The following is a 20,513-nucleotide window of genomic DNA, read 5'->3' as shown; positions in this document are numbered from 1 at the left end:
CGGGATCGGCGATCGAGGCCGACAGGGGACGGACATGATCGAGGCACAGCGCAACACGCTGGCGCTGGTGGCGGGCGCGATGGCGCTTGCCTGCCCGCTGGCAGCTCACGCGCAAGAGGAAGGGCCGCCGGCGGCGACCTCCATCAAGGTCAGCGCGGGCGTCAATTATTCCGAAGGCCATTACGGCCGCAGCGCCAGGACGCGGGTACTCACCGCGCCGATCACCGTCCGCGTCACGCGCGGGCGGTTTTCGCTGCGCATCAGCGTGCCCTTCGTCAGCATCGATGGCCCCGGCACCCTGCTCGATGGCGCGCGCAGCTCCACCAGCGGCAGCACCGGCGCGACCAGCGGCGGCGACGTCAGCGGCTCGGATGATGCGGCCAGCGGCAGCGGCGATGCGATCAGTGACGACAATGGCGCGATCGACGACAACGGCGGCAGCAGCGGCGGCTCCGACGATGGCGGATCGGGCGGCGGCGGATCTGGTGGCTCGGATGATGGCTCGGGGTCGGGCGGCTCGGGAGGCGGTTCCGGTTCGGGCGGCGGCGACGATGGCGGCAGCTCCGGATCCGGGTCGGGCTCGGGGAGCGGCGGAAGTGGCGGCAGCGGTAGCGACGATCCCGGCGGGCCGCCGCGCATCGAGCCCACCTATCCGGCACCGCCCCTTGCAGCCGCGCCTGCCCCTGCCTCCTCGGGCCAACGCTCCGGCCTTGGCGATATCACGGTCACGCTCGCCTACGCTGCCGATCCCCTGCCCTGGCTGACCTTGCAGGCGAGCGGCCGGGTAAAGCTGCCCACCGCCTCGCGCAGCCGCGGCATCGGCACGGGCAAGGTTGACACTACGCTGGCCGCCGAAGCGATCGCCCGTTTCGGCGCCGCCAGCGTCCACGCAGGCGCACGTCGCCGTTTCCTCGGTCGGCCCGTGGGCTGGACGATCCGCGACGGCTGGGGTGTCGGCGCAGGCGCGAGCTATGCGCTGGGCAAGGGCGTGTCGTTTGGCGTGGACTACGACTGGCTGCAATCGGCCACCCCCGGCCGCGCACCGCTGAGCGAGGCGACCGGCTGGATCAGCCTGCCGCTGGACCAGCGGCTGCGGCTTCAGGCCTATGCCGGGACGGGGTTCTCGTCGCGCAGTTCGGCGCTCCTTGCAGGCCTCTCGGTGTCGCTCAGGATGTGATAGGGGCCGTTCAGCGCCACTTGCCGAGCAAGGCCGCCTCATCCTCGGGCCCCAGCGCTTCCTGCGCGCCGATCCGGCGATAGGCCTCTTCCAGCGCGGGTGCTTCTGACCCGCCCGCCATCGCGAAGTCGCCGCTGTCCGCCGCAGGTCGGCCCGCAGGCCCCCGCGCTTCGGTGGTCCAGCGCCCGTCGTTGCGGCAAGCGAGCGCCGCTTCGCCCGCCAGCGTATATTCGCGGCACCAGCGCCCGTCGGCCGCGCGCACGGTCAGCACCGGCGTCAGCACGCGCCCGTCCGCCAGCCGCGCCGCCTTGGCCGAAGGCGTGGTTTCGAGCGCCAGCGACACCGGGTCTTCCCCCGGAGTCACGCCCGCCGGGCGCAGCGCCAGCATCGTGCCGCCCAGCACCAGCGTCAGCGCCGCCGCGCTCGCGATCATGCGGCGCCAGCCCCACGGATTGTCGTTGGCAGCAACCGGCGCGGGGCGCTCTGCATCGAGCAGCCCCATCCGCGCCAGCAGTTCCGGCTCGACCGCGCGCGCGCGCGGAGCGAGAACATCGGCGATGAAGCGGTCGTTCCCGCGCCATTGCAGGGCCTGCCGCGCAAGCTCGGGATCGCGCTCCAGTTCGCGGTCGAACAGTGCTTCCTCCTCCGGGCTCATCGCCCCGTCGAGATAGGCCGCCAGACGTTCGTCACGGGCGTCGCTCATGACCGCATCTCCGCTTCGGGGCGCAGGCTGGCGTTGATCCGCGCCCGCGCCCGCGCGATGCGGCTCATGATCGTGCCGATCGGCACGCCCAGCGTTTCCGCCGCCTCGGCATATGTCATCTCTTCGATCACCACGAGCAGGAAGGTCGCGCGCTGGTCCTCGCTCAGTTCGGCCAGCACGGCGTGAACGCGGTCCAGGTCGGAGCGTCCCTCCACCACCGCGCGCCCGTCGTCTCCGGTCAGGTCCATGGCTTCCTCGATCTCCACGCTTGTGCCCCGTCGCCTGGCAGCGCGCACGCGGTCGATGTGGAGGTTCTGCGCGATGCGGAACATCCAGCTTTCGATCCGGGTCGCCGGATCGAAGCGGTCCTGTCGGGTAAGGGCGCGTTCCACCGTCGCCTGCATCAGATCGTCTCCATCATGCGGTCCACCCGCCATGGCCTCGCAGAACCGGCGCAGACGCGGGAGTGCAGCGACGACGCGCGCCCTGAAATCCCTGCCTGCCCCGTGCCCTGTGGTCATGTCGCCGTCACAACGTCCCCTGTACGTGCTTATTCCATCGTGAATGCATGGATGGAATAGGGCAGGCTACCACAACGTTGTCCCCGCATCCCCGGATGGCTACATCCGTCTTGCTCATTTCTGTCCGGTTCCTTTCCCATGCGCCTTCGCCCTCTTCGCATCGCCTTCCTCGCGCTGTCCATCAGTGCGTGGTCTGCCGCGATTGCCGAGCCCGAAGACCGCGAGATCGAGGTTCCGGAGGTGGAAGTTCCGGAAGTGAAGACGCCGGAAGTAGAACCCCGCGAAGTCGAAACGCCCGAAGTCGAGGCCCCGGAAGTCGAGACGCGCGAGGTGGAGGCCCCCGAAACGGAATCGCACGGCATCTCTGAAGACTCTGGCCACAGCGAGGCTGCGGAAACCAGTACGGAAAGGTCCGATACGGCCGAAGGCCTGTCCGACCGCGACTATGGCTGGATCGCCGACGCGGTGCGCGACGAAGCCTTCGAACGCGACGACGAAGGCGCAGCGGTGCGCGCGGGAGAAGTGGTGGTGAGCGCGCTGCCCCCCGAAGCGCTCGACCGGCTGCTGCGCGCAGGCTTCCGCGTGATCGAGCGCAAGCAGCTTGCCGCGCTGGGCGCGGACCTCACCCGGCTCGGCGCGCCGTCCGGCCTCTCCACCCGCGCGGCCGTCCAGCGCGTGCGCGCCGAAGCGCCCGGCGCGACGATCGATTTCGACCACTACTACGGCCTCGGCCTCGCTTCGGGCCAGCGCCCGCGCAAGCTCAAGGGCGCGAACGGCGGCGCGCCTGCTGCGACGGCAGGCTTTTCGGTCGGCGTGCTCGATACCGCCGTCGCGCCGCATCCCGCGATCGCCGGCGCGCGCCTCGTCGCCTGGCCCAAGGGCGCGCGCGAAGGCCTGCCGGCCGCTGGCAAGGCTGCGCGCCATGGCACGGCGGTCGCCTCGATCCTCGTCGCGGGCGGGGCGCGCACGGTCTATTCGGCCAACATCTTTCGCGGCACGCCCGACAGGCCGTTCACCTCGATCGACGTGGTGGCCGATGCGCTGGAATGGCTGGTCGGCACCGATGCGCCGGTGATCAACATGAGCATCGCCGGCCCCCGCAACGCCATCCTCGACCAGATCGTGGCCGCCGCCACCGCGCGCGGGCGCATCGTGGTGGCCGCCGCCGGCAACGCCGGGCCAGCAGCGCCGCCGGTCTATCCCGCCGCGCTCGGGCCCGTGGTCGCGGTCACCGCCGTCGACAAGACCATGCATATCTACCGCTACGCCAATCGCGGGCCTTACGTCGATTTCGCCGCGCCGGGCGTCGATGTCACCGCCGCCGACGCGATGGGCGGCTTCTCGCGCTTCACCGGCACCTCGTTCGCCGCGCCCGCCGTCGCCGCCTCGCTCGCCCGTTGCCGCACGCGCCTGTCGCCTGCCGCCTGCACCGCCAGCCTTCAGGCCAGCGCGCGCGATCTCGGCACGCCGGGCTTCGACACCACCTTCGGCTACGGCCTGGTAGAATAGGCCCGCGCGCGGGCGCGCAATTCGTCCAGCACCGCGCGGAAGGCGGGGGAAAGGTTGCGCCGGTCCGGGTAGTAGAGGTGGTGCCCGGCAAAGGGTTCGCACCAGTCCTCCAGCAGCCGGACCAGCCGCCCCGCCGCAATGTGGCGCAGCACCTCGTCATGTTCGATCGTGCAGGCCAGGCCATGCCCGGCCAGCGCCGCCGATATGCTCAGCGTGGGATCGTTGAACACCATCGGCCCCTCGACGCGCACGTTCAGCGCCTGCCCGTCCTTCTCGAACTCCCAGGCATAGAGATTGCCGCGCGTTGCCATGCGCAAGTTGATGCAGCGGTGCGACAGCAGATCGCGCGGGGTTTCCGGGCGAGCGCGGCCTTCCAGGTATGCGGGCGAGCCCACCACCACCATGCGCAGGTCCGGGCCGATGCGCAGCGCGATCATGTCCTTTTCCACGCTTTCGCCCAGCCGCACCCCCGCATCGAAGCGCTCGGCCACGATATCGGTCAGCGCGCCGTCGACCGACAGCTCGACCTCGATGTCGGGCCAGCGCGTGACCACCGCGTCGATGGCAGGCCACAGCAGCGTTTCGGCAGCGTGGCGACTGGTGGTGATGCGCACCAGCCCCGCGGGCGCATCGCGAAATTGCGTCAGTTGCGCCAGCCGCGCGCGAATATCGCCCAGCGCGGGGCGCAGCGTGTCGAGCAATTGCTCGCCCGCCTCGGTCGGCGCGACGCTGCGCGTGGTGCGCGCCAGCAGCCGGACGCCCAGATGCGCCTCCAGTCGCCGCACGGCCTGACTCACCGCCGACTGCGACGTCCCCAGTCGCGAGGCCGCGCGGGTGAAGCTGCGCTCTTCCGCCACGGCCAGCAGGATGGCGAGATCGCCCAGCTCATCGCGCAGCATTCATCACCATTAGATATAAGTTCATGCAGGAATACCCGTCTAATCGAAACGGTCTGACACGTCTATCTCCGCCACACACCGCTTCAGGAGAGATTTCCATGCAACCGCAAGACGTCATCGCGATCATTGGCGCAGGCGGCATCGGAGAAGCTGTGGCCCGCCGCCAGGGCGCCGGCCGCACCATCCTGCTCGCCGATTGCAACGCCAATGTGCTTGAGGCCGCCGCCACGCGGCTGGAGGAAGCAGGCCATCGGGTCGAAACGCAGGCGGTCGACACCACCGCGCGCGCCTCGGTAGAAGCGCTCGCAGCCCGCGCCGCAGCGCTCGGCCCGGTCGTTCACATGGTGAACACTGCCGGCGTTTCGCCCAACATGGCCTCTGCCCGGCGCGTGCTGGAAGTCGACCTCTACGGCACCGCGCTGGTGTTCGAGGTGTTCGAAGGCGTGATCGCCCCCGGCGGCGCGGGCCTCATCGTATCGAGCATGGCAGGGCACATGATCCGCCAGCTTCCGCTCGAACAGGAACAGGCGCTCGCCTTCACCCCCGCCGACGCGCTGCTGGCACTGCCCTTCCTTGGCCCCGAGGCCGTCCCGGATTCGATGACCGCCTATTGCATGGCCAAGCGCGCCAACGCCCTGCGCGTCCGCGCGGCGGCGCTTTCGTGGGGGGCACGTGGCGCGCGGGTCAACGCGATCAGCCCCGGCATCGTGGTCACCCCGCTCGCCCGCCACGAGTTGGCCTCGCCGATCGGCGATGGCTACCGCGCGATGATCGCCGCGTCGCCTGCCGGGCGTATGGCCCCGCCCGACGAGATCGCGCTCGCCTGCGCCTTCCTGCTCGGCCCTGACGCGGGCTTTGTCACCGGCACCGACCTGCTCATCGATGGCGGCGTGATCGCCGCCATGTTCGCCGGCAAGATCCAGTTGCCGGGTTGATCCCACCTTCAAGGAGCCCTTCAATGCAAAAGCGCACCCTCGGCCAGTCCGGCCTTTCCGTTTCCGCCCTCGGCTATGGCTGCATGGGCATCGACTTCGGCTACAACAGCAAGCTCAGCCGCGAAGATGGCATCGCCATCATCCGCGCCGCCTACGAACGCGGCGTGACCTTCTTCGACACCGCCGAAGTCTATGGCCCGTGGACCAACGAGGACATGGTCGGCGAAGCTCTCGAACCCTTCAAGGGCGAGGCCGTGATCGCCACCAAGTTCGGCTTCGACATCGATCCCGACAGCGGCGCGATGCGCGGTGTGGACAGCCGGCCCGAGCAGATCCGCCGCGTCTGCGAAGCCTCGCTGAAGCGCCTGCGCGTCGATGCGATCGACCTGTTCTATCAGCATCGCGTCGATCCCAAGGTGCCGATCGAAGACGTGGCGGGCACGGTCCGCGACCTGATCGCCGAGGGCAAGGTCAAGCACTTCGGCATGTCCGAACCCGCTGCCGCCACGCTCCGCCGCGCCCACGCGGTCCAGCCGGTCGCCGCGCTGCAGAACGAATATTCGCTGTGGAGCCGTCAGGTCGAAACCAACGGCATCCTCGAGGCCTGCACCGAACTCGGCATCGGCCTCGTCCCCTATTCGCCGCTCGGCAAGGGCTTCCTTGCGGGCGGCATCACCAGCGCCGAGCAGGTAGCGCAAGGTGACTTCCGCGGAACGCTGCCTCGTTTCCAGGAAGAAGCCTTCGCCCACAACCTCCAACTGCTCGCGCTGGTGAAGCAGATTGCCGCCGACAAGGGCGCAACCCCGGCGCAGATCGCGCTGGCGTGGCTGTTGGCGAGGGCGCCGTTCATCGTGCCGATCCCCGGCACCACCAAGCTGCACCGGCTGGAAGAAAACCTCGGCGCGGCAGACGTGGCGCTGCCCCCCGCCGACATCGAAGGGATCGACGCGCTGCTGGCCACGGTGACGGTCGAAGGCACGCGCTATACGGCGGCGGGCGAGGCGATGACGGGGCTCTGACGCGGAAAGCGCGCTCGCAGGCGATTGCGATTTCACGCAAATTTTATGCCTGCGCGCGCGCTTGCCCATGGCGTCTTAATGCGGATCGGCGCCATGGCGGGGCCTTCAACCGGAGCCTCGCCACCGTGCACGACCTGCCCCACGATCGCCGCAACAGCCTGTCCACCCTGACGCTTGGCGCGATCGGCGTCGTCTATGGCGACATCGGCACCAGCCCGCTCTACGCCTTTCGCGAGGCGCTGGCGCAGACCGCCTCGGACGGGATCGACCGGGGCGAGATCCTTGGCGTGCTGTCGTTGGCGCTGTGGGCGCTGATCCTTGTCGTGACGATGAAGTACGTGCTGTTCCTCAGCCGGATGGACAACAACGGCGAAGGCGGCGTGCTGTCGCTGATGGCGCTGGCCCGGCGCGCCACGGCAGGTCCGGGCAAGGCGCTGGGCTGGACGATCGTGCTGCTGCTGGGCGCAGTCGGTGCCGCGCTGTTCTATGGCGATGCGATCATCACCCCGGCGTTGTCGGTGCTGTCCGCGGTCGAAGGGTTGAAGACGATCCCCGGCCTTGGCGGGATGAGCCAGCCGATCATCCTTGGCATCACCATGGGCATCCTGATCGGGCTGTTCTCGTTCCAGGCGCGCGGCACGTCGGGCGTGGCGGGGCTGTTCGGCCCGGTCTGCGCGGTGTGGTTCGTGGTGCTGGCCGCGCTCGGCATGTGGCACGTGGCCGAAGCGCCGCAGGTCATGGCCGCCTTCGACCCGCGCGAAGCGATCGCCTTCCTGTCGAGCCACGGCATCGCCGGGCTGTTCGTGCTGGGCGCGGTGTTCCTGACCGTGACCGGGGCCGAGGCGCTGATCGCCGACATGGGCCATTTCGGTCGTCGGCCGATCCAGTTCGGCTGGCTCGCCTTCGTCTGGCCCGCGCTGACGCTGAACTATCTGGGCCAGGGCGCGCTCGCGCTCAAGGCGCTGGCCGCCGCGCAGGCGAGCGGGCATGCGCTGGCCAATGCCGACTGGTTCTTCATCATGGCGCCCGACAGCTTGCGCGCGCCGCTGGTGGTGCTGGCCACGCTGGCCACGATCATCGCCAGCCAGGCGGTGATCACCGGCGCCTATTCGCTGACGCATCAGGCGATCTCGCTGGGCCTGCTGCCGCGCATGACCGTGCGCCAGACCTCGGCCCACCAGATGGGGCAGATCTACATGCCGGGCATCAACTGGCTGCTGCTGATCGGCGTGCTGATCCTCGTCATGGGCTTCCAGTCGAGCACGGCGATGGCGGCGGCCTATGGCATCGCCGTGACCGGCACGATGGTCGTCACCACTTGCCTTGCCTACATCATCGCGTGGAAGTTCTGGCACTGGAGTCCGGTCTGGGCAGCGCTGCTGATCGCGCCGTTCCTGTCGCTCGACCTGTTCTTCTTCGGCGCGAACATCCTGCGCGTGACCGAAGGCGGCTGGGTGCCGCTGCTGGTGGCAGGTGGCGTGGGCATTGTCATCTTCACCTGGTTGCGCGGCCGCCGCGTATCGCAGGAACGCATCGCGGCGCAAGGCGCGGGGCTCGACGACATGGTGGCAGCGCTCGCCGCACGCCCCCCGGTGATGATCGCGGGCACCGCCGTCTTCCTCACGCAGGATCTCACCGTCGCGCCTTCCGCGTTGCTGCACAACCTCAAGCACAACAAGGCGCTGCACCGCACGAACGTACTTCTGAAGGTGGAAACCCTGCCCACCCCGTGGGTTGCACCGGAGCAGCGACTGCTGACAGAACGGGTGAGCGACCACTTCCTCAAGGCCCGGCTGCGCTATGGCTACATGGACACGGTCGACGTTCCGAGCGATCTGGCCCGGCATGAAGGCCTGCTTTCAGGGCCCGGCGGCACGTCGTTCTTCGTCGGGCGCAGCGCCATCCGCTTCGGCACGCAGGCGGCGATGCCCCGCTGGATGACGATCCTCTACATGTTCCTGCACCGCAACGCCGCAGATCCGACGGCCTGGTTCTCGATCCCACCCAACCGGGTGGTCGAACTCGGCAGCCAGATCGAGCTATAGCAGCACGATGCAACGCCCGTTCACCCTCTACCTCGCCGCCCTTGTCGCCGTCGGTGGCGTGGTCTGGGCGACCACCACCTTCCTGCCGGTACTGGGCCTTGCCTCGGCGGCGCTGCTGTTCCTGCTGCCGGTTCTGTTCGCCGCCGCACGCGGGGGCCTTGGGCCAGGGCTGTTCGCCGCGTTGGCGAGCGCTGCCGCCTACAACTTCTTCCTGCTGCCGCCGCGCTACACGTTCCGCATCCATGCGCCGGAAAATCTGGTCAGCGTGATCGTGCTGGTGGCCGTGGCGCTGGTCACCAGCCGCCTCGCCACGCGGCTGAAGGCCCGCGAGATCGAAGCGCTGGACCGCGCGCGGCTGAGCGCGGAACTTGCGGAACTGTCGGCGGCGCTCGCGGGCAATCCCGCCGCCAGCGCGTTCGACCGCGGGGTCGCCCTCGTCGCCGAACGGTATGGCCAGATGCAGGTGCTGGCCGATCCATCGCAGATCAGGCCCTCCGTCCTGCTGTCCTCGCTGGATCAGGCCGCCGCTGCCTGGGCGCAGCACAATGGCGACGTGACCGGACATGGCACCGAAGTGATGCCCGCCGCCGACTGGACGTTCCTGCCGCTCGCGCCACGCAACCGGCGCGATCGCGCGGTCGCCGCGATCGCGCAGCGGCCCGACGGCACCACCCGTTCACGGCAGGAGATCGACCACCTTGCACAACTGGCGCTGCTGCTGGGCCAATGCCGCGACCGCGACGCGCTGGAAGCCGAGCGCCGCGAGCGCGAATTGCTGGCCGAAAGCAACCGCCTGCGCCAGACGCTTCTTGCCGCGCTTTCGCACGATCTGCGCACGCCGATGACGGTGCTGGTCGGGCGGCTCGAACTGCTGGCGCGGGACCACCCCTCCGCCGCCGAGGCCATGGCCGCCGCCGTACACCTGCAACACAGCCTGTCCGACCTGCTCGAAGCCGCGCGGATCGAAGACGGTGCGCTGCAACCCGCGCTGGAAAGCATCGACCCGGTCGATGCCGTGACCGAAGCGCTGGGCCGCTTGGCCCTGCGGCCCGGCGTTGCGCTGCAGCGGGACATCCGCGCCGACCTGCCCTTCGTGCGGGCAGATGCGGTCCTGCTCGACCACATCCTCGCCAACCTTTTCGACAACGCGCAGCGCCATGCCCGGGCGCTGATCCGCGTGGAAGGGCGGGCCATCGCCGATGCTGTGCTGCTGTCCATCGTCGATGACGGGCCCGGCGTGCCCGAAGCCGAACGCGATCGCATCTTCGAGCGTTTCGCGCGGGCCGAAGGCAGCGACCGTACCAGCGGCAGCGGCCTTGGCCTTGCCATCGTCAAGGGACTGTCCGATGCCATGGGCATGACGGTTTCGGTCGATCAGGCGCCCGGCGGCGGCGCGCGCTTCACGCTGGCCATGCCGCTGGCGAAGGCCCCCTCGGCATGAGCCGCATCCTGTGCGTCGACGATGAGCCTGCCATCCTGCGCCTGCTGACGGTGGTGCTGGCGGTTGATGGTCACGAGGTTTCCCACGCCCATAATGCGCGCGATGCGATCGTGCTGCTCGAAAGGGGGGGTATCGACGCGGTGCTGCTCGATCTGGGCCTGCCCGATCGCGACGGACTGGAACTGCTTGGTGCGATCCGCAGCATCGCGCCCTTGCCCATCGTCGTGGTCTCGGCCCGCAACGATGTGCGCGAAAAGGTGACGGCGCTCGATCTTGGCGCGACCGACTACGTGACCAAGCCGTTCGACGGCGACGAACTGCGCGCCCGCCTGCGCGCAGCCTTGCGCAACCGCGAGGTCGCCCCGGTGGCCGACGTGGTCGAATTCGGCCCGGTGCGGCTTGAGATCGACCATCACCGCGCGCTGGTTCACGACCAACCGGTCACGCTCACGCCCAAGGAATTCGCGCTGCTGCGCGCCCTGACCGAAGGAAGGGGGCGCGTGCTGACCCATGCCGCCCTGCTCGAACAGGTCTGGGGCAAGGCGCATCGCGACGATGTGGAATACCTGCGCGTCGCCGTGCGCGCGCTGCGGCTGAAGGTCGAGTCCGACCCTTCACAGCCAATGCTGATCCGCAACGAGCCGGGCATCGGCTATCGGCTGGGCGGCGGCGCGACCTAGGCCGTAAACTCATAACCGGCACCATCGAGGTTTGAGGCAGAAGGGCCATGTGCAAGGAAGGAAAGCGCAGGAATATGTCGATATTTCAAGCTTTCCTGACGCGGCAGATGGCCCTTCTGGTCAAATCCCTGCGGGACGCCAAAATGGCTTCCATCTCGAACCAAGCCGCCCTTGGAAGGGCAACCAGCCCTCCCGGCGGGCGCCTTGGCCCGAGCTGTTCGCCATTTTGGCGCCTCGATGGTGCCGGTTATGAGTTTACGGCCTAGCGTTCGAGCCGCCGCTCGAAGCCGACGACCAGATCTTCGGGCGACAGATCCGAACCGCCCAGCACCAGCGCGCAATGCGTGGGCCAGCGCTGCGCCACGCAAGGCGTGCTGGCAACAACCCGCGATGGCGTTCCATCGGTCGCCTTTGCCCGCAACACGAAGTGGCCGGACAGAAACCCGGTCCGCAAACGCCGTGCGCGAACGTGGGCTTCGGCGACAATCCCGTCGCCGCGCCGCTCCAGCTTCGTCTGTCGCAATTCCACCAGCCCGTCACGTGCGGCGGCGCTGTCGTGCGCCTGCACGGGAAGGACAGCGCACCCCACGCACGCCGCAGCGAGCCACGAAAGCATCCTAGGGTTCGACATCGCTACCCATCCAGATCGTGTGGGAATCGATTTGCAGCTTGAGCAGCGCGCGGATCGCATCGGCCCGCGCGGTGATCTCCAGCCGCTGCGCATCGCGGGCCAGCCGCCTTGCCGACAGCACATCGGCAAGGTCGATCGCGCCCAGCGCATGGCCGCGCGCGGTTCGCTCTGCCGCGGCTCCCGCAGAGTCGGCGGCGGCGGCAAGGCGTCGCCACGCGCCTTCCCGGTTGCGCGCGGCGGCAAGGTCCGCATCTGCGGTCGATTCGACCACGCGCCGCGCTTCGGCTAGGTCCATCAGCCCGGCATTGGCCTCGGCCCCGGCCTGCTCGGCCACGGCCCGGCGATAGCCCCCGCCCAGCGGGATCGACAGCACGATGCCGCCGCCACGCTCCATGCCGCTGCGTTCGCTGAACGCGCGCAAGCCGATCGACGGGTCGGCAGTGCGATCGCGGCGCGCGCGCTCGGCCAGCGTGCCCAGCCGCGCCGCCTCGCGGTCCGCTGCACGAACTTCATGGCTGCGCGCGATGACGAGATCGCGCAAGGCGTCGAGCGATTGCGGCGGCGCTTCGGGCGTGCCGAGCGCAGGCGGCTCTGCCCCCAGCGGCAGGTCGGGGAAGATCGCGGCGAGCATGGCCCGGGCCTCTTCGCTCGCCGCGTGCGAGCCTGCCGAAAGCGCGCGCGCCTGATCGAGCGCGGCGCGGGCCTGGTCGATCTCGAGCGCGGCGGCATCGCGCAACTGCGCGCGGCGTTCCACCGCGTGCAAGGCCTGTTCCAGCAGCGTGACATTGGCATCGTCGCAGCGCGCCAGCTCACCTGCGGTCAGCCAGTCGAACCACAGGCGCGACAGCATCAGCGCGGCCTGGTGGCGGGTGTCCTCCATCCGGTTCTGCGCCACTTCGACGCCCAGCGCGCCCGCCTTGCGATCGAGCGCGGCCTTGCCGGGCAGGCGAAAGGCGCGCGTCACCGTGGCGTCGAACTCGTCGAAGCGGCGCTCGCCGGTCACGTCGCGGGTCACGTAGCTGCCCATCACGGTCACTTCGTGGGTGCCTTTGGCCAGCATCGTCGCCCCCGCCTGCGCCGCGCCCAGCCGGGCCCGTGCCGCAGCGACCGAGGGCGCGTTGTCGAGCACGGCGACGACCGCGCCTTCAGGCGGAAGAGACGGTGCCGCCTGCGCCGCGACGGGCAGCAGCGCCAGCATGGCGGCCAGCAGCGGCCGGGGCGAAAGGTCAGCCATGGGCCGCAGCCTCCTCGGGCATGTCGTCGTCGCGCTCTGCCGGGGATTCCCCGAAGCGTTCGAACAGGATGGGCAGAAGGACGAGGGTGAGCAGCGTCGAGCTGACCAGCCCGCCGATCACCACGATGGCCAGCGGCTTCTGGATTTCAGAGCCGGGGCCCGAGGCGAACAGCAGCGGCACGAGGCCGAACGCGGTGATGCTTGCCGTCATCAGCACCGGGCGCAGGCGGCGTTCTGCCCCCAGCCGCACCGCTTCGGCCATCGGGCGGCCTTCATAACTCAGCTGGCGGAAGTAGGAGACCAGAACCAGCCCGTTGAGCACCGCGATGCCCAGCAGCGCGATGAAGCCCACCGAAGCGGGCACCGAGAGGTATTCGCCCGACGCCCACAGCGAGATCACCCCGCCGACCATCGCAAACGGAATGTTCGCAAGGATCAGCGTGGAAGCGCGCAGCGAGCGCAAGGTGGCAAGCAGCACGAAGAAGATCAGCAGCAGCGCGACCGGGATCACCAGCATCAGCCGCGCCGAAGCGCGCTGCTGGTTCTCGAACTGCCCGCCCCAGACAAGGCGGTATCCGGCGGGCAGGCGCACGCCCTTCGCCACCGCGGCCTTGGCCTCGTCGACATAACCGACAAGGTCGCGGCCCGAGACGAAGGCCTGCACAAGAGCGAAGCGCGAGCCGTTCTCGTGCTCCATCTTCACCGGGCCTTCGGTGCGGTCGATCCGCGCCATGTCGCTGACGCGGGCGAGCGTGCCGGTGGGGGTGAGCATCTGCAGGTCGGCAAAGCGCGCGGGATCGTTGCGCACGACATCGTCGCCCCGGATCACGATGGGCACGCGGCGCTGCCCTTCGGCGACGACCCCGGCGCGGACGCCTTCGACCTGCGCGCGCAAGGTATCCTGCAACTGGTCGACCGGCATCCCGAACCGCCCGGCGGCAGCACGGTCGATATCGAGCTGAAAGTAATCGACGCGGTCGTTGGCCACGGTCAGGACCTCGGTCGCGCCGCGCACCTTGCCCAGCGCCTGGCGCACCTGCCCCGCCAGATCGGCCAGCACCTCGCGGTCGGGCCCGAAGATCTTGACGGCCAGGTCGCCGCGCGCGCCGGTGAGCATTTCGGAAACGCGCATCTCGATCGGCTGGGTGAAGCTGGTCTGGATGCCGGGCAGGCCCTCAGTCGCCTTGCGCAGTTCCTCGACCACGAAGTCCTTGTCGCCGCGCCATTCCGAACGCGGCTTCAGCCGCACGAATGTGTCGGTTTCGTTGAGGCCCATCGGATCGAGCCCCAGCTCGTCCGAACCGACGCGCGCGATCACATCCTGCACTTCGGGCACGCGCTTGAGCGCGCGCTGCACTGCCATGTCGCCTTCCACTGACCGGGCAAGGCTGATCGAGGGCAGCTTGGTCAGCTGCACGATCACCGAGCCTTCGTCCATCGTCGGCATGAAGGTCTTGCCGACCGAAACATAGGCCAGCGCCGCCAGCACCAGGCCCGCGCCCGACAGGCCATAGACCATCTTCTTGCGCGCGAAGGCACCAACCAGCAGCGCGCGGTAACGCGGCGTCAGCTGGCGCATGATCCAGGGTTCGTGGTGGCCGCCGCCCGCCTTCAGGCCCAGCGAGGCCAGCACCGGCACCAGCGTCAGCGCCAACAGCAGCGAGCCTGCCAGCGCGAACACGATGGTCAGCGCCACCGGCGCGAACAGCTTGCCCTCCAGCCCCTGCAACGACAGCAGCGGCAGGAACACCAGCGCGATGATCAGGATGCCCGCCGAAACCGGCACGACGACGTCGCTGGTGGCGCGATAGACCGAATTGAGCCGTGGAGCGCCTTCATGGTGTTCGCCCTGCAGCCGTTCCACCACGTTCTCGACCACCACCACCGCGCCATCGACCAGCATCCCGATGGCGATGGCAAGGCCGCCCAGGCTCATCAGGTTGGCGGTCAGCCCCGCCATGCCCATGAACAGGAAGGTGATGAGCGCGGCCATCGGCAGCGTCACCGCCACGATCGCCGCCGCGCGCCAGTCGCCCAGGAACACCACCAGCAGCACGATCACCAGCACCGTCGCTTCGAGCAGCGCTTCCTCGACCGTGCCCACGGCGTGGCCGATCAGGTCCGACCGATCGTAGAACACGTCGATCTTCGTGCCCTTGGGCAGCCCCGCCTCGACTTCGGCGAGCCGCGCCTTGACCCCGTCGACCACGGCGCGCGCATCTGCGCCGCGCAGGCCGATCACCAGCCCTTCGACCGCCTCGCCCGCGCCGTTCTTCGTCACGGCGCCATAGCGGGTGAGGCTGCCGGTCGTGACCTGCGCCACGTCGCCGAGGCGCAGGATGCGCCCGTCACGGCTCGCCAGCACCAGCGCCTGCAAGTCCTCGACCGTGCGGATCGCGCCGACCGAGCGCACGATCAGCGATTCCTCGCCGCTGACCAGTCGGCCCGCGCCATCGTTGCGGTTGCCCGCCTCGATCGCGGTCTCGATGTCCGAGACCGACAGCCGCGCCGAGGCCAGCGCTACCGGATCGGGCCGCACCTCGAAGGTGCGCACGAAGCCGCCCAGCGCGTTGACGTCGGCCACGCCCGGCACCGTGCGCAGCGCCGGACGGATCGTCCAGTCGAGCAGCTCGCGCTTCTCCTGAAGCGACAGCGGCCCCTCGATGGTGAACATGTAGACATCGGACAGCGGCGTCGAAATGGGCGCAAGGCCGCCGCTGACCGTGGCGGGCATATCGGCCAGCACGCCGGTCAGGCGTTCGGCCACCTGGTTGCGCGCCCAGTAGAGGTCCGTGCCATCCTGAAAATCGATGGTCACGTCGGCGATGGCGTACTTGGCGGTCGAGCGCAGCACCGCCTGCCCCGGAATGCCGAGCATCTCCATCTCGATCGGCGCGATCACCCGGCTTTCGACCTCCTCGGGCGTCATGCCGGGGGCCTTGAGGATGATCTTGACCTGGGTCTGGACGATGTTGGGATAGGCATCGACCGGCAGGCGCACGAACGCCCATGCGCCAAGGCCTGCGACGACCAGCGCCAGAGCCAGCACCATCATGCGGTAGGCCAGCGCCTGCGCGACGAGCTTGTTCAGCATCGCTCCGCCCTTACTTCGCCAGCGCCAGCGCCTTGAGCGCGCTGGTGCCCGAAACGACCACGCGCTCACCCACCGCGAGGCCCGACAGGATCACCGGAGCGCCACCCGAACCCGTGGCAAGCCGCACCTTGCGCACCTTGAAGCCACCCTGAGCGGCCACGAACACCACGTCGGCGCCATCGAGGCGCGTCACCGCTCCGGTTGGCGCGGTGACCGCCCCGGCCGGGGCAGGGCCAAGGACGGTCACCGTCGCCGCCCGTCCCGCGATCATGCCCGGCCCTGCGGGGAGTTGGGCCTTGAGCAGCGCGGAACGGGTCATGGGGTCAAGCGCGGTGCCGACCGAGGTCACCGTGCCGCTGGCCTCGCCGATGCGCACCGTCATGCCCGGGCGGATCGTGCCGAGCAGGCGTTCGGGCACTTGCGCCGTCACTTCGTAGCGACCGTCCGCGTCGATCACGAACGGCGCGCTGGCACCATCTACCGGGCTTCCGGCGAGGATCTCGGCCTTGGTCACCCGGCCCGCGATCGGCGCGGAGATCGTGTAGCTGCCGCTCGCCGCATGGCCGCCGACCATGCGCAGGATGCGGCTCTTTTCGGATACGTCGGCGCGGGCTTCGGCCGCCAGCGCCCGCGCTTCGTCGGCGCGTGCGCCTGCGATGATGCCTTCGCGGCTCAACTGCCCCAACCGCGCCGCGCCCGATTGCGCCACGCCCAGCCGGGCGCTGGCCCGCGAAAGATCGGCGCCCAGCGTCAGCACGTCACGGCTCGCCACTTGCGCCAGCGGTTGCCCGCGCACGACCTGATCGCCTTCGACCACGAACGTGCGCAGCACCACGCCGGGCAGCGTCGCGGGCACGGCCACGCGCGCATTGGGCGGCGGCGCGATCGTCGCGGGAAGATCGGCGAGCGGCGCCTGCGTGGCAGGCGTTGCGGGCGCGAGCGTGAGGCCCAGCGCTTCGGCCTTCGCCGCATCGACCGCGATCAGGTCGGACGCAGGCGCCGCCGCCTGCGGGCCCGGCGTCACTTCTGGCGCGGATCGGTCGGCAAGGCCGTAGTAGCTGCTCACCGCAACCGCTGTGGCCGCGCCGATGGCAAGGATAAGGCGATGTCTGCTCATGAAGGCTCGCCCTAAGGAGAGCACCTGACATGGACCTGACGGCGCGCCGCCCTTTTCAGTGTGCGGACGGGAAGGCCATGGCGATCTCGCGCGCGGCGGGATCGGTCGCCAGCCGCCCGCCGTGTGCGGCCATGATCCGGTCGGCAATGGCGAGGCCAAGCCCCGCGCCGTTCAGGCTGGCGTGGTCGGCCCGCTCATGCCGCCGCACCAGCCGGGCGAGCTGGTCGGGAGCAAGCCCCGGCCCTTCGTCGCGCACGCGCAGTGCGGGCCCCGGCCCGCACAGCACCGTGACCGTCCCGCCCGGCGGCGAGACGCGCGCGCCGTTCTCGACGAGGTTGCGCAGCGCCGCCGCGACCGCCTCGCGATGGCCTTCGACCGAAGCTGCCGGGTCCAGCACCTCGATCTCGATCATCCGGCCATCGGCGATGACCTGCGGCGCAAGGCGTGCCGTGACGTCCTCGGCCACGTCGGACAGCCGGAACCGCGCCGGGGGCAGCGGCGCAGTCGCGGCGGCGTTGACCTGTGCCAGCAGCAGCAGCTGGTCCACCAGCCGCCGCATCGCCAGGACCTCGTCCTGCAATTGCGCGCGGTCGAGCGGGTCGGGGCGTTCCAGTTCCATCGACAGGATGGTCAGCGGCGTGCGCAGTTCATGCGCCACGTCCGAGGCGAACGCCTCCTGCTGCTCGGCGGTTGCGTCCAGTCGGCCCAACAGGCGATTGACCGCCTCGACGAAGGGGGCGGCTTCTTCGGGCAGGTCCGCGCCGCCCACGCGCACCCCGCGCCCCGGTGGGGTCGCCTCGATCTTGGCCGCCGCCTGTCGCAGCGGCCGGAACGCGCGATGCAGCAGGACATTGGTGGCCAGCACCGTCGGTCCCAGCACCACCAGGATCGGCAACCCCACGTGGTCCATGATCTCCTGCCCGGCGGCCTGCCAGGTGGCCTCGTGCACCAGATCGGCCAGCGAAAAGCCGTATTCGGCCATCACCGCCGCGCACAGCGTCACGGTCGCGAACACCGCGATGGCCGCCAGCCCCAGCGCGATCCGGCGCGTGACCGAACGCGAGTGCGTCATGCCGCGCGTTCCTCGAACAGGTAGCCCAGCCCGCGGATCGTATGCAGGATCTGCGGCGCGCCCGCTTCCACCAGCCGCCGCCGCAAGCGCGAAACGATCGCATCAACCGCGTTTGCCGAAACCTCGTCGTCGAAACCATAGAGCGAGTTCTCGATCTGCTGCCGACGCACGACCGACCCGGCGTGCCGCATGAGCAGTTCGAGCAGCGCGGTCTCGCGCCGGGTCAGGTCGATGGCGGTGCCGTTCACCGTCGTGCGCTGGCTGCCGGTATCGAAGCGCACCGCTCCCACCTCGATCACCGGGTGCGCCCGCGGCCCCGGTCGGCGCAGCAGCGCGCGCAGCCGCGCGGCGATTTCCTCGGTTTCGGCAGGCTTGACCAGATAGTCGTCGGCCCCGGCGTCCAGCCCGCCGATACGATCGTCGAGCGCGCTGCGCGCCGTCAACATCAGCACCGGCACGTCGAGGCCGCGAACGCGCTGACGCTGCAACCACTGCCGCCCGTCGCCATCGGGCAGGCCCAGGTCGAGCAGCACCGCATCATAGGCCGCGCAGGCGAGCGCGTCGTCGGCGAAGGCCAGCGTCGGCGCCACGTCGCAGGCCATGCCCCGCCGCCCCATCGCCTCGGCGACAAGTTCGGCCAACCGCGCATTGTCCTCGACGATCAGCAGCCGCATCGGTCTTCCCATCCCCTGCCATGACCATCCGACATGCCGGTGATACCTGACGCTGTCCTGACGGCAAAGACGAAGCGCCGCGCACCGACCTTTGCGCTGGCGCAACGACCGCGCTTGGCCGATGATCCATGCTCCAAGCGCGCAGGAGAGGAACGGTCGATGTCGCTTTCGCTGACGATTCATGGGGCGGCGCAGACGGTCACGGGCTCGTGCATCGAACTGCGCGCCGGGAAATCCCGCGTCCTGCTCGATTGCGGCATGTTCCAGGGCTCACGCTCGCTCGAAGCGCTCAATCATGAACCGCTGGCCTTCGAGGCCCCGTCCATCGACGCGGTGATCCTCAGCCACGCCCACATCGACCATAGCGGCCTCCTCCCGCGTTTGGCCGCAGAAGGGTTCAAGGGCGCAATCTGGTGTACGGGCGAGACGACCGACCTGCTCGAATTCATGCTCGCCGATGCAGGACGCATCCAGGAATACGAGGCGGAACGACGCAACCGGCGCCGCGATCGCGCGGGCGAAGATCCGTTCCAGCCGATCTATACCGAACGCGACGCGCTGGCCGCATGGCGCATGGCCCGCCCCGTGGCCCTGGGCGAATGGTTCGAGCCTGCCGAAGGCTTCCGCGTCCGGTTGTGGAACGCCGGCCACATCCTCGGCGCGGCCTCCATCGAAGTCGAAGCGGGCGGCGTGCGCCTGCTCTATTCGGGCGATGTCGGCCCAGACAACAAGGCATTCCACCCCGATCCCACCTCGCCCGCCGGGTTCGACTACGTGATTTGCGAAAGCACTTACGGCGATCGCGCCCGCCAGCGGGTTTCGATCGAGGAGCGCCGCCGCCTGCTCGAAATGGAAATCGTCGAAGCGCGCGCACGGGGCGGCAACCTAGTGATCCCGGCCTTCGCGCTCGAACGCACGCAGGAACTGCTGCTCGACATCGCCGAACTGTCGCGCAGCGGAAGAATCGGCCATGCCATGGTCTTCGTCGACTCCCCGCTCGCCAGCCGCGCCACGACCGTATTCGGCAAATATGCCGGGCAACTGGAAGACACAGGCGGGCGCAACGTCTTCGCAGACCCGGCCATCCACTACACCAACGACGTGCTGGAATCGATGCGGCTCAACACGATGTCGGGTGCGATCATCCTGTCGGCCTCGGGCATGTGCGAGGCCGGGCGCATCCGCCACCACCTGTTCTACAACCTGCCACGGCGGGATTCGACGATCCTGTTCGTCGGCTTCCAGGCCGAAGGATCGCTCGGCCGGGTCATTCTCGATGGCGCGCAGCGGGTGCGTATCTCGGGCCGCGACGTGCGCGTGCGGGCGCAGATTCGGCGGATCGAGAGCTATTCCGCGCACGCCGACCAGAGCGAGCTGCTCGACTGGATCACCGAACGCGGCCCCATCGCCGGAGGCCTGTTCCTCGACCATGGCGAGAAGGGCGCGATCGCCGCACTTCAGGAACTGGCGCAGACGCGCAAGCTGGCGCCAGCGGTGATCGTTCCCGAAATCGGCGAAAGCTACGAATTGTCGGCCGGGCAACCGGCGCGCCGGGTCAGGACCGGGCGCGAGGACCTGCGTCCCGCGCTGGGGAGCGACTGGCAGAACGATTGCACCGACCTCGCGCTCAACCTGAAGCGCCGCCTCGCCCGGATCCGCGACAGTGCGGCGAGGCAGAAGGCGATCGAGGACATGCGCGCCGTGCTCGACAGCTATGAAAGTTTCCGGGCGCGGAAGCACGACCGCGCGGCGAAATGACGCA

Annotated in this window: 17 protein-coding genes; 8 read left to right on the top strand and 9 right to left on the bottom strand. The window is 69.5% G+C overall.

Annotation, left to right across the window (positions count from 1 at the left end):
• Positions 1–34 precede the first annotated feature (34 nt).
• The gene (locus K3A84_RS09040; RefSeq protein WP_225009017.1) at positions 35–1,177 is read left to right on the top strand and encodes a hypothetical protein; all 1,143 of its coding nucleotides are present in this window, start codon (positions 35–37) and stop codon (positions 1,175–1,177) included.
• Positions 1,178–1,187: 10 nt separating this feature from the next.
• Here the strand turns inward: K3A84_RS09040 and K3A84_RS09035 are convergent, their stop codons facing one another.
• Both K3A84_RS09035 and K3A84_RS09030 read right to left on the bottom strand, forming a co-directional pair.
• The gene (locus K3A84_RS09035; RefSeq protein WP_225009016.1) at positions 1,188–1,880 is read right to left on the bottom strand and encodes a hypothetical protein; all 693 of its coding nucleotides are present in this window, start codon (positions 1,878–1,880) and stop codon (positions 1,188–1,190) included.
• A complete protein-coding gene (locus K3A84_RS09030; RefSeq protein ID WP_225009015.1) occupies positions 1,877–2,401 on the bottom strand; it encodes an RNA polymerase sigma factor in 525 nt (174 codons plus the stop codon). The genes K3A84_RS09035 and K3A84_RS09030 overlap by 4 nt, the downstream gene beginning before the upstream one ends.
• A 138-nt stretch (positions 2,402–2,539) precedes the next feature.
• Here K3A84_RS09030 and K3A84_RS09025 point away from each other — a divergent pair, with 138 nt between their 5' ends.
• Positions 2,540–3,910 (top strand): S8 family serine peptidase, encoded by a 1,371-nt coding sequence (locus tag K3A84_RS09025; RefSeq protein WP_225009014.1) that lies wholly within the window; start codon positions 2,540–2,542, stop codon positions 3,908–3,910.
• On the opposite strand, the gene K3A84_RS09020 is transcribed toward K3A84_RS09025, so the two are convergent.
• Complete coding sequence (locus tag K3A84_RS09020) at positions 3,892–4,809, bottom strand: LysR family transcriptional regulator (RefSeq protein ID WP_225009013.1); 918 nt, start codon at positions 4,807–4,809, stop codon at positions 3,892–3,894. The two genes, K3A84_RS09025 and K3A84_RS09020, sit on opposite strands and share 19 nt — an antisense overlap.
• Before the next feature lie 98 nt (positions 4,810–4,907).
• On the opposite strand from K3A84_RS09020, the gene K3A84_RS09015 reads away from it, so the two are divergent.
• From K3A84_RS09015 to K3A84_RS08995, 5 genes are all read left to right on the top strand, one after another.
• Entirely contained in the window at positions 4,908–5,744 is an 837-nt protein-coding gene (locus tag K3A84_RS09015; RefSeq protein ID WP_225009012.1) for an SDR family oxidoreductase, read from the top strand.
• A gap of 23 nt (positions 5,745–5,767) precedes the next feature.
• On the top strand, positions 5,768–6,763 hold the full coding sequence (locus tag K3A84_RS09010) for an aldo/keto reductase (protein ID WP_225009011.1): 996 nt from the start codon (positions 5,768–5,770) through the stop codon (positions 6,761–6,763).
• Positions 6,764–6,888: 125 nt separating this feature from the next.
• Positions 6,889–8,808 (top strand): potassium transporter Kup, encoded by a 1,920-nt coding sequence (locus K3A84_RS09005; protein WP_225009010.1) that lies wholly within the window; start codon positions 6,889–6,891, stop codon positions 8,806–8,808.
• Between the two features lie 7 nt (positions 8,809–8,815).
• Positions 8,816–10,249: a sensor histidine kinase gene (locus tag K3A84_RS09000; RefSeq protein ID WP_225009009.1), complete on the top strand. Its 1,434-nt coding sequence runs from the start codon at positions 8,816–8,818 to the stop codon at positions 10,247–10,249.
• The gene (locus K3A84_RS08995; protein WP_225009008.1) at positions 10,246–10,929 is read left to right on the top strand and encodes a response regulator transcription factor; all 684 of its coding nucleotides are present in this window, start codon (positions 10,246–10,248) and stop codon (positions 10,927–10,929) included. The genes K3A84_RS09000 and K3A84_RS08995 overlap by 4 nt, the downstream gene beginning before the upstream one ends.
• A 262-nt stretch (positions 10,930–11,191) precedes the next feature.
• Here the strand turns inward: K3A84_RS08995 and K3A84_RS08990 are convergent, their stop codons facing one another.
• From K3A84_RS08990 to K3A84_RS08965, 6 genes are read right to left on the bottom strand one after another with little or no spacing between them, the layout of a single operon-like run.
• Positions 11,192–11,560 (bottom strand): hypothetical protein, encoded by a 369-nt coding sequence (locus tag K3A84_RS08990; RefSeq protein WP_225009007.1) that lies wholly within the window; start codon positions 11,558–11,560, stop codon positions 11,192–11,194.
• Positions 11,547–12,794 (bottom strand): TolC family protein, encoded by a 1,248-nt coding sequence (locus tag K3A84_RS08985; RefSeq protein WP_225009006.1) that lies wholly within the window; start codon positions 12,792–12,794, stop codon positions 11,547–11,549. The genes K3A84_RS08990 and K3A84_RS08985 overlap by 14 nt, the downstream gene beginning before the upstream one ends.
• Positions 12,787–15,888, bottom strand: coding sequence for an efflux RND transporter permease subunit (locus tag K3A84_RS08980; protein WP_225009005.1), 3,102 nt, complete (start codon positions 15,886–15,888; stop codon positions 12,787–12,789). The genes K3A84_RS08985 and K3A84_RS08980 overlap by 8 nt, the downstream gene beginning before the upstream one ends.
• A gap of 10 nt (positions 15,889–15,898) precedes the next feature.
• Entirely contained in the window at positions 15,899–17,005 is a 1,107-nt protein-coding gene (locus K3A84_RS08975) for an efflux RND transporter periplasmic adaptor subunit (protein WP_225009004.1), read from the bottom strand.
• A gap of 55 nt (positions 17,006–17,060) precedes the next feature.
• The gene (locus K3A84_RS08970) at positions 17,061–18,077 is read right to left on the bottom strand and encodes a sensor histidine kinase (protein WP_225009003.1); all 1,017 of its coding nucleotides are present in this window, start codon (positions 18,075–18,077) and stop codon (positions 17,061–17,063) included.
• Positions 18,074–18,751, bottom strand: a complete 678-nt coding sequence (locus tag K3A84_RS08965; RefSeq protein WP_225009002.1) for a winged helix-turn-helix domain-containing protein — start codon at positions 18,749–18,751, stop codon at positions 18,074–18,076. Before K3A84_RS08965 ends, K3A84_RS08970 begins: the two co-directional genes overlap by 4 nt.
• 159 nt (positions 18,752–18,910) lie before the next feature.
• Between K3A84_RS08965 and K3A84_RS08960 the strand changes: the two genes are divergently transcribed.
• Positions 18,911–20,509: an MBL fold metallo-hydrolase gene (locus K3A84_RS08960; RefSeq protein ID WP_225009001.1), complete on the top strand. Its 1,599-nt coding sequence runs from the start codon at positions 18,911–18,913 to the stop codon at positions 20,507–20,509.
• Positions 20,510–20,513: the final 4 nt, after the last annotated feature.

It is taken from the genome of Novosphingobium percolationis (assembly GCF_020179425.1).
GTDB classification, from domain to species: domain Bacteria; phylum Pseudomonadota; class Alphaproteobacteria; order Sphingomonadales; family Sphingomonadaceae; genus Novosphingobium; species Novosphingobium percolationis.
The sequence above is the reverse complement of the archived record's forward strand: the minus strand, read 5'-3'. Positions and strand labels throughout refer to the sequence as shown.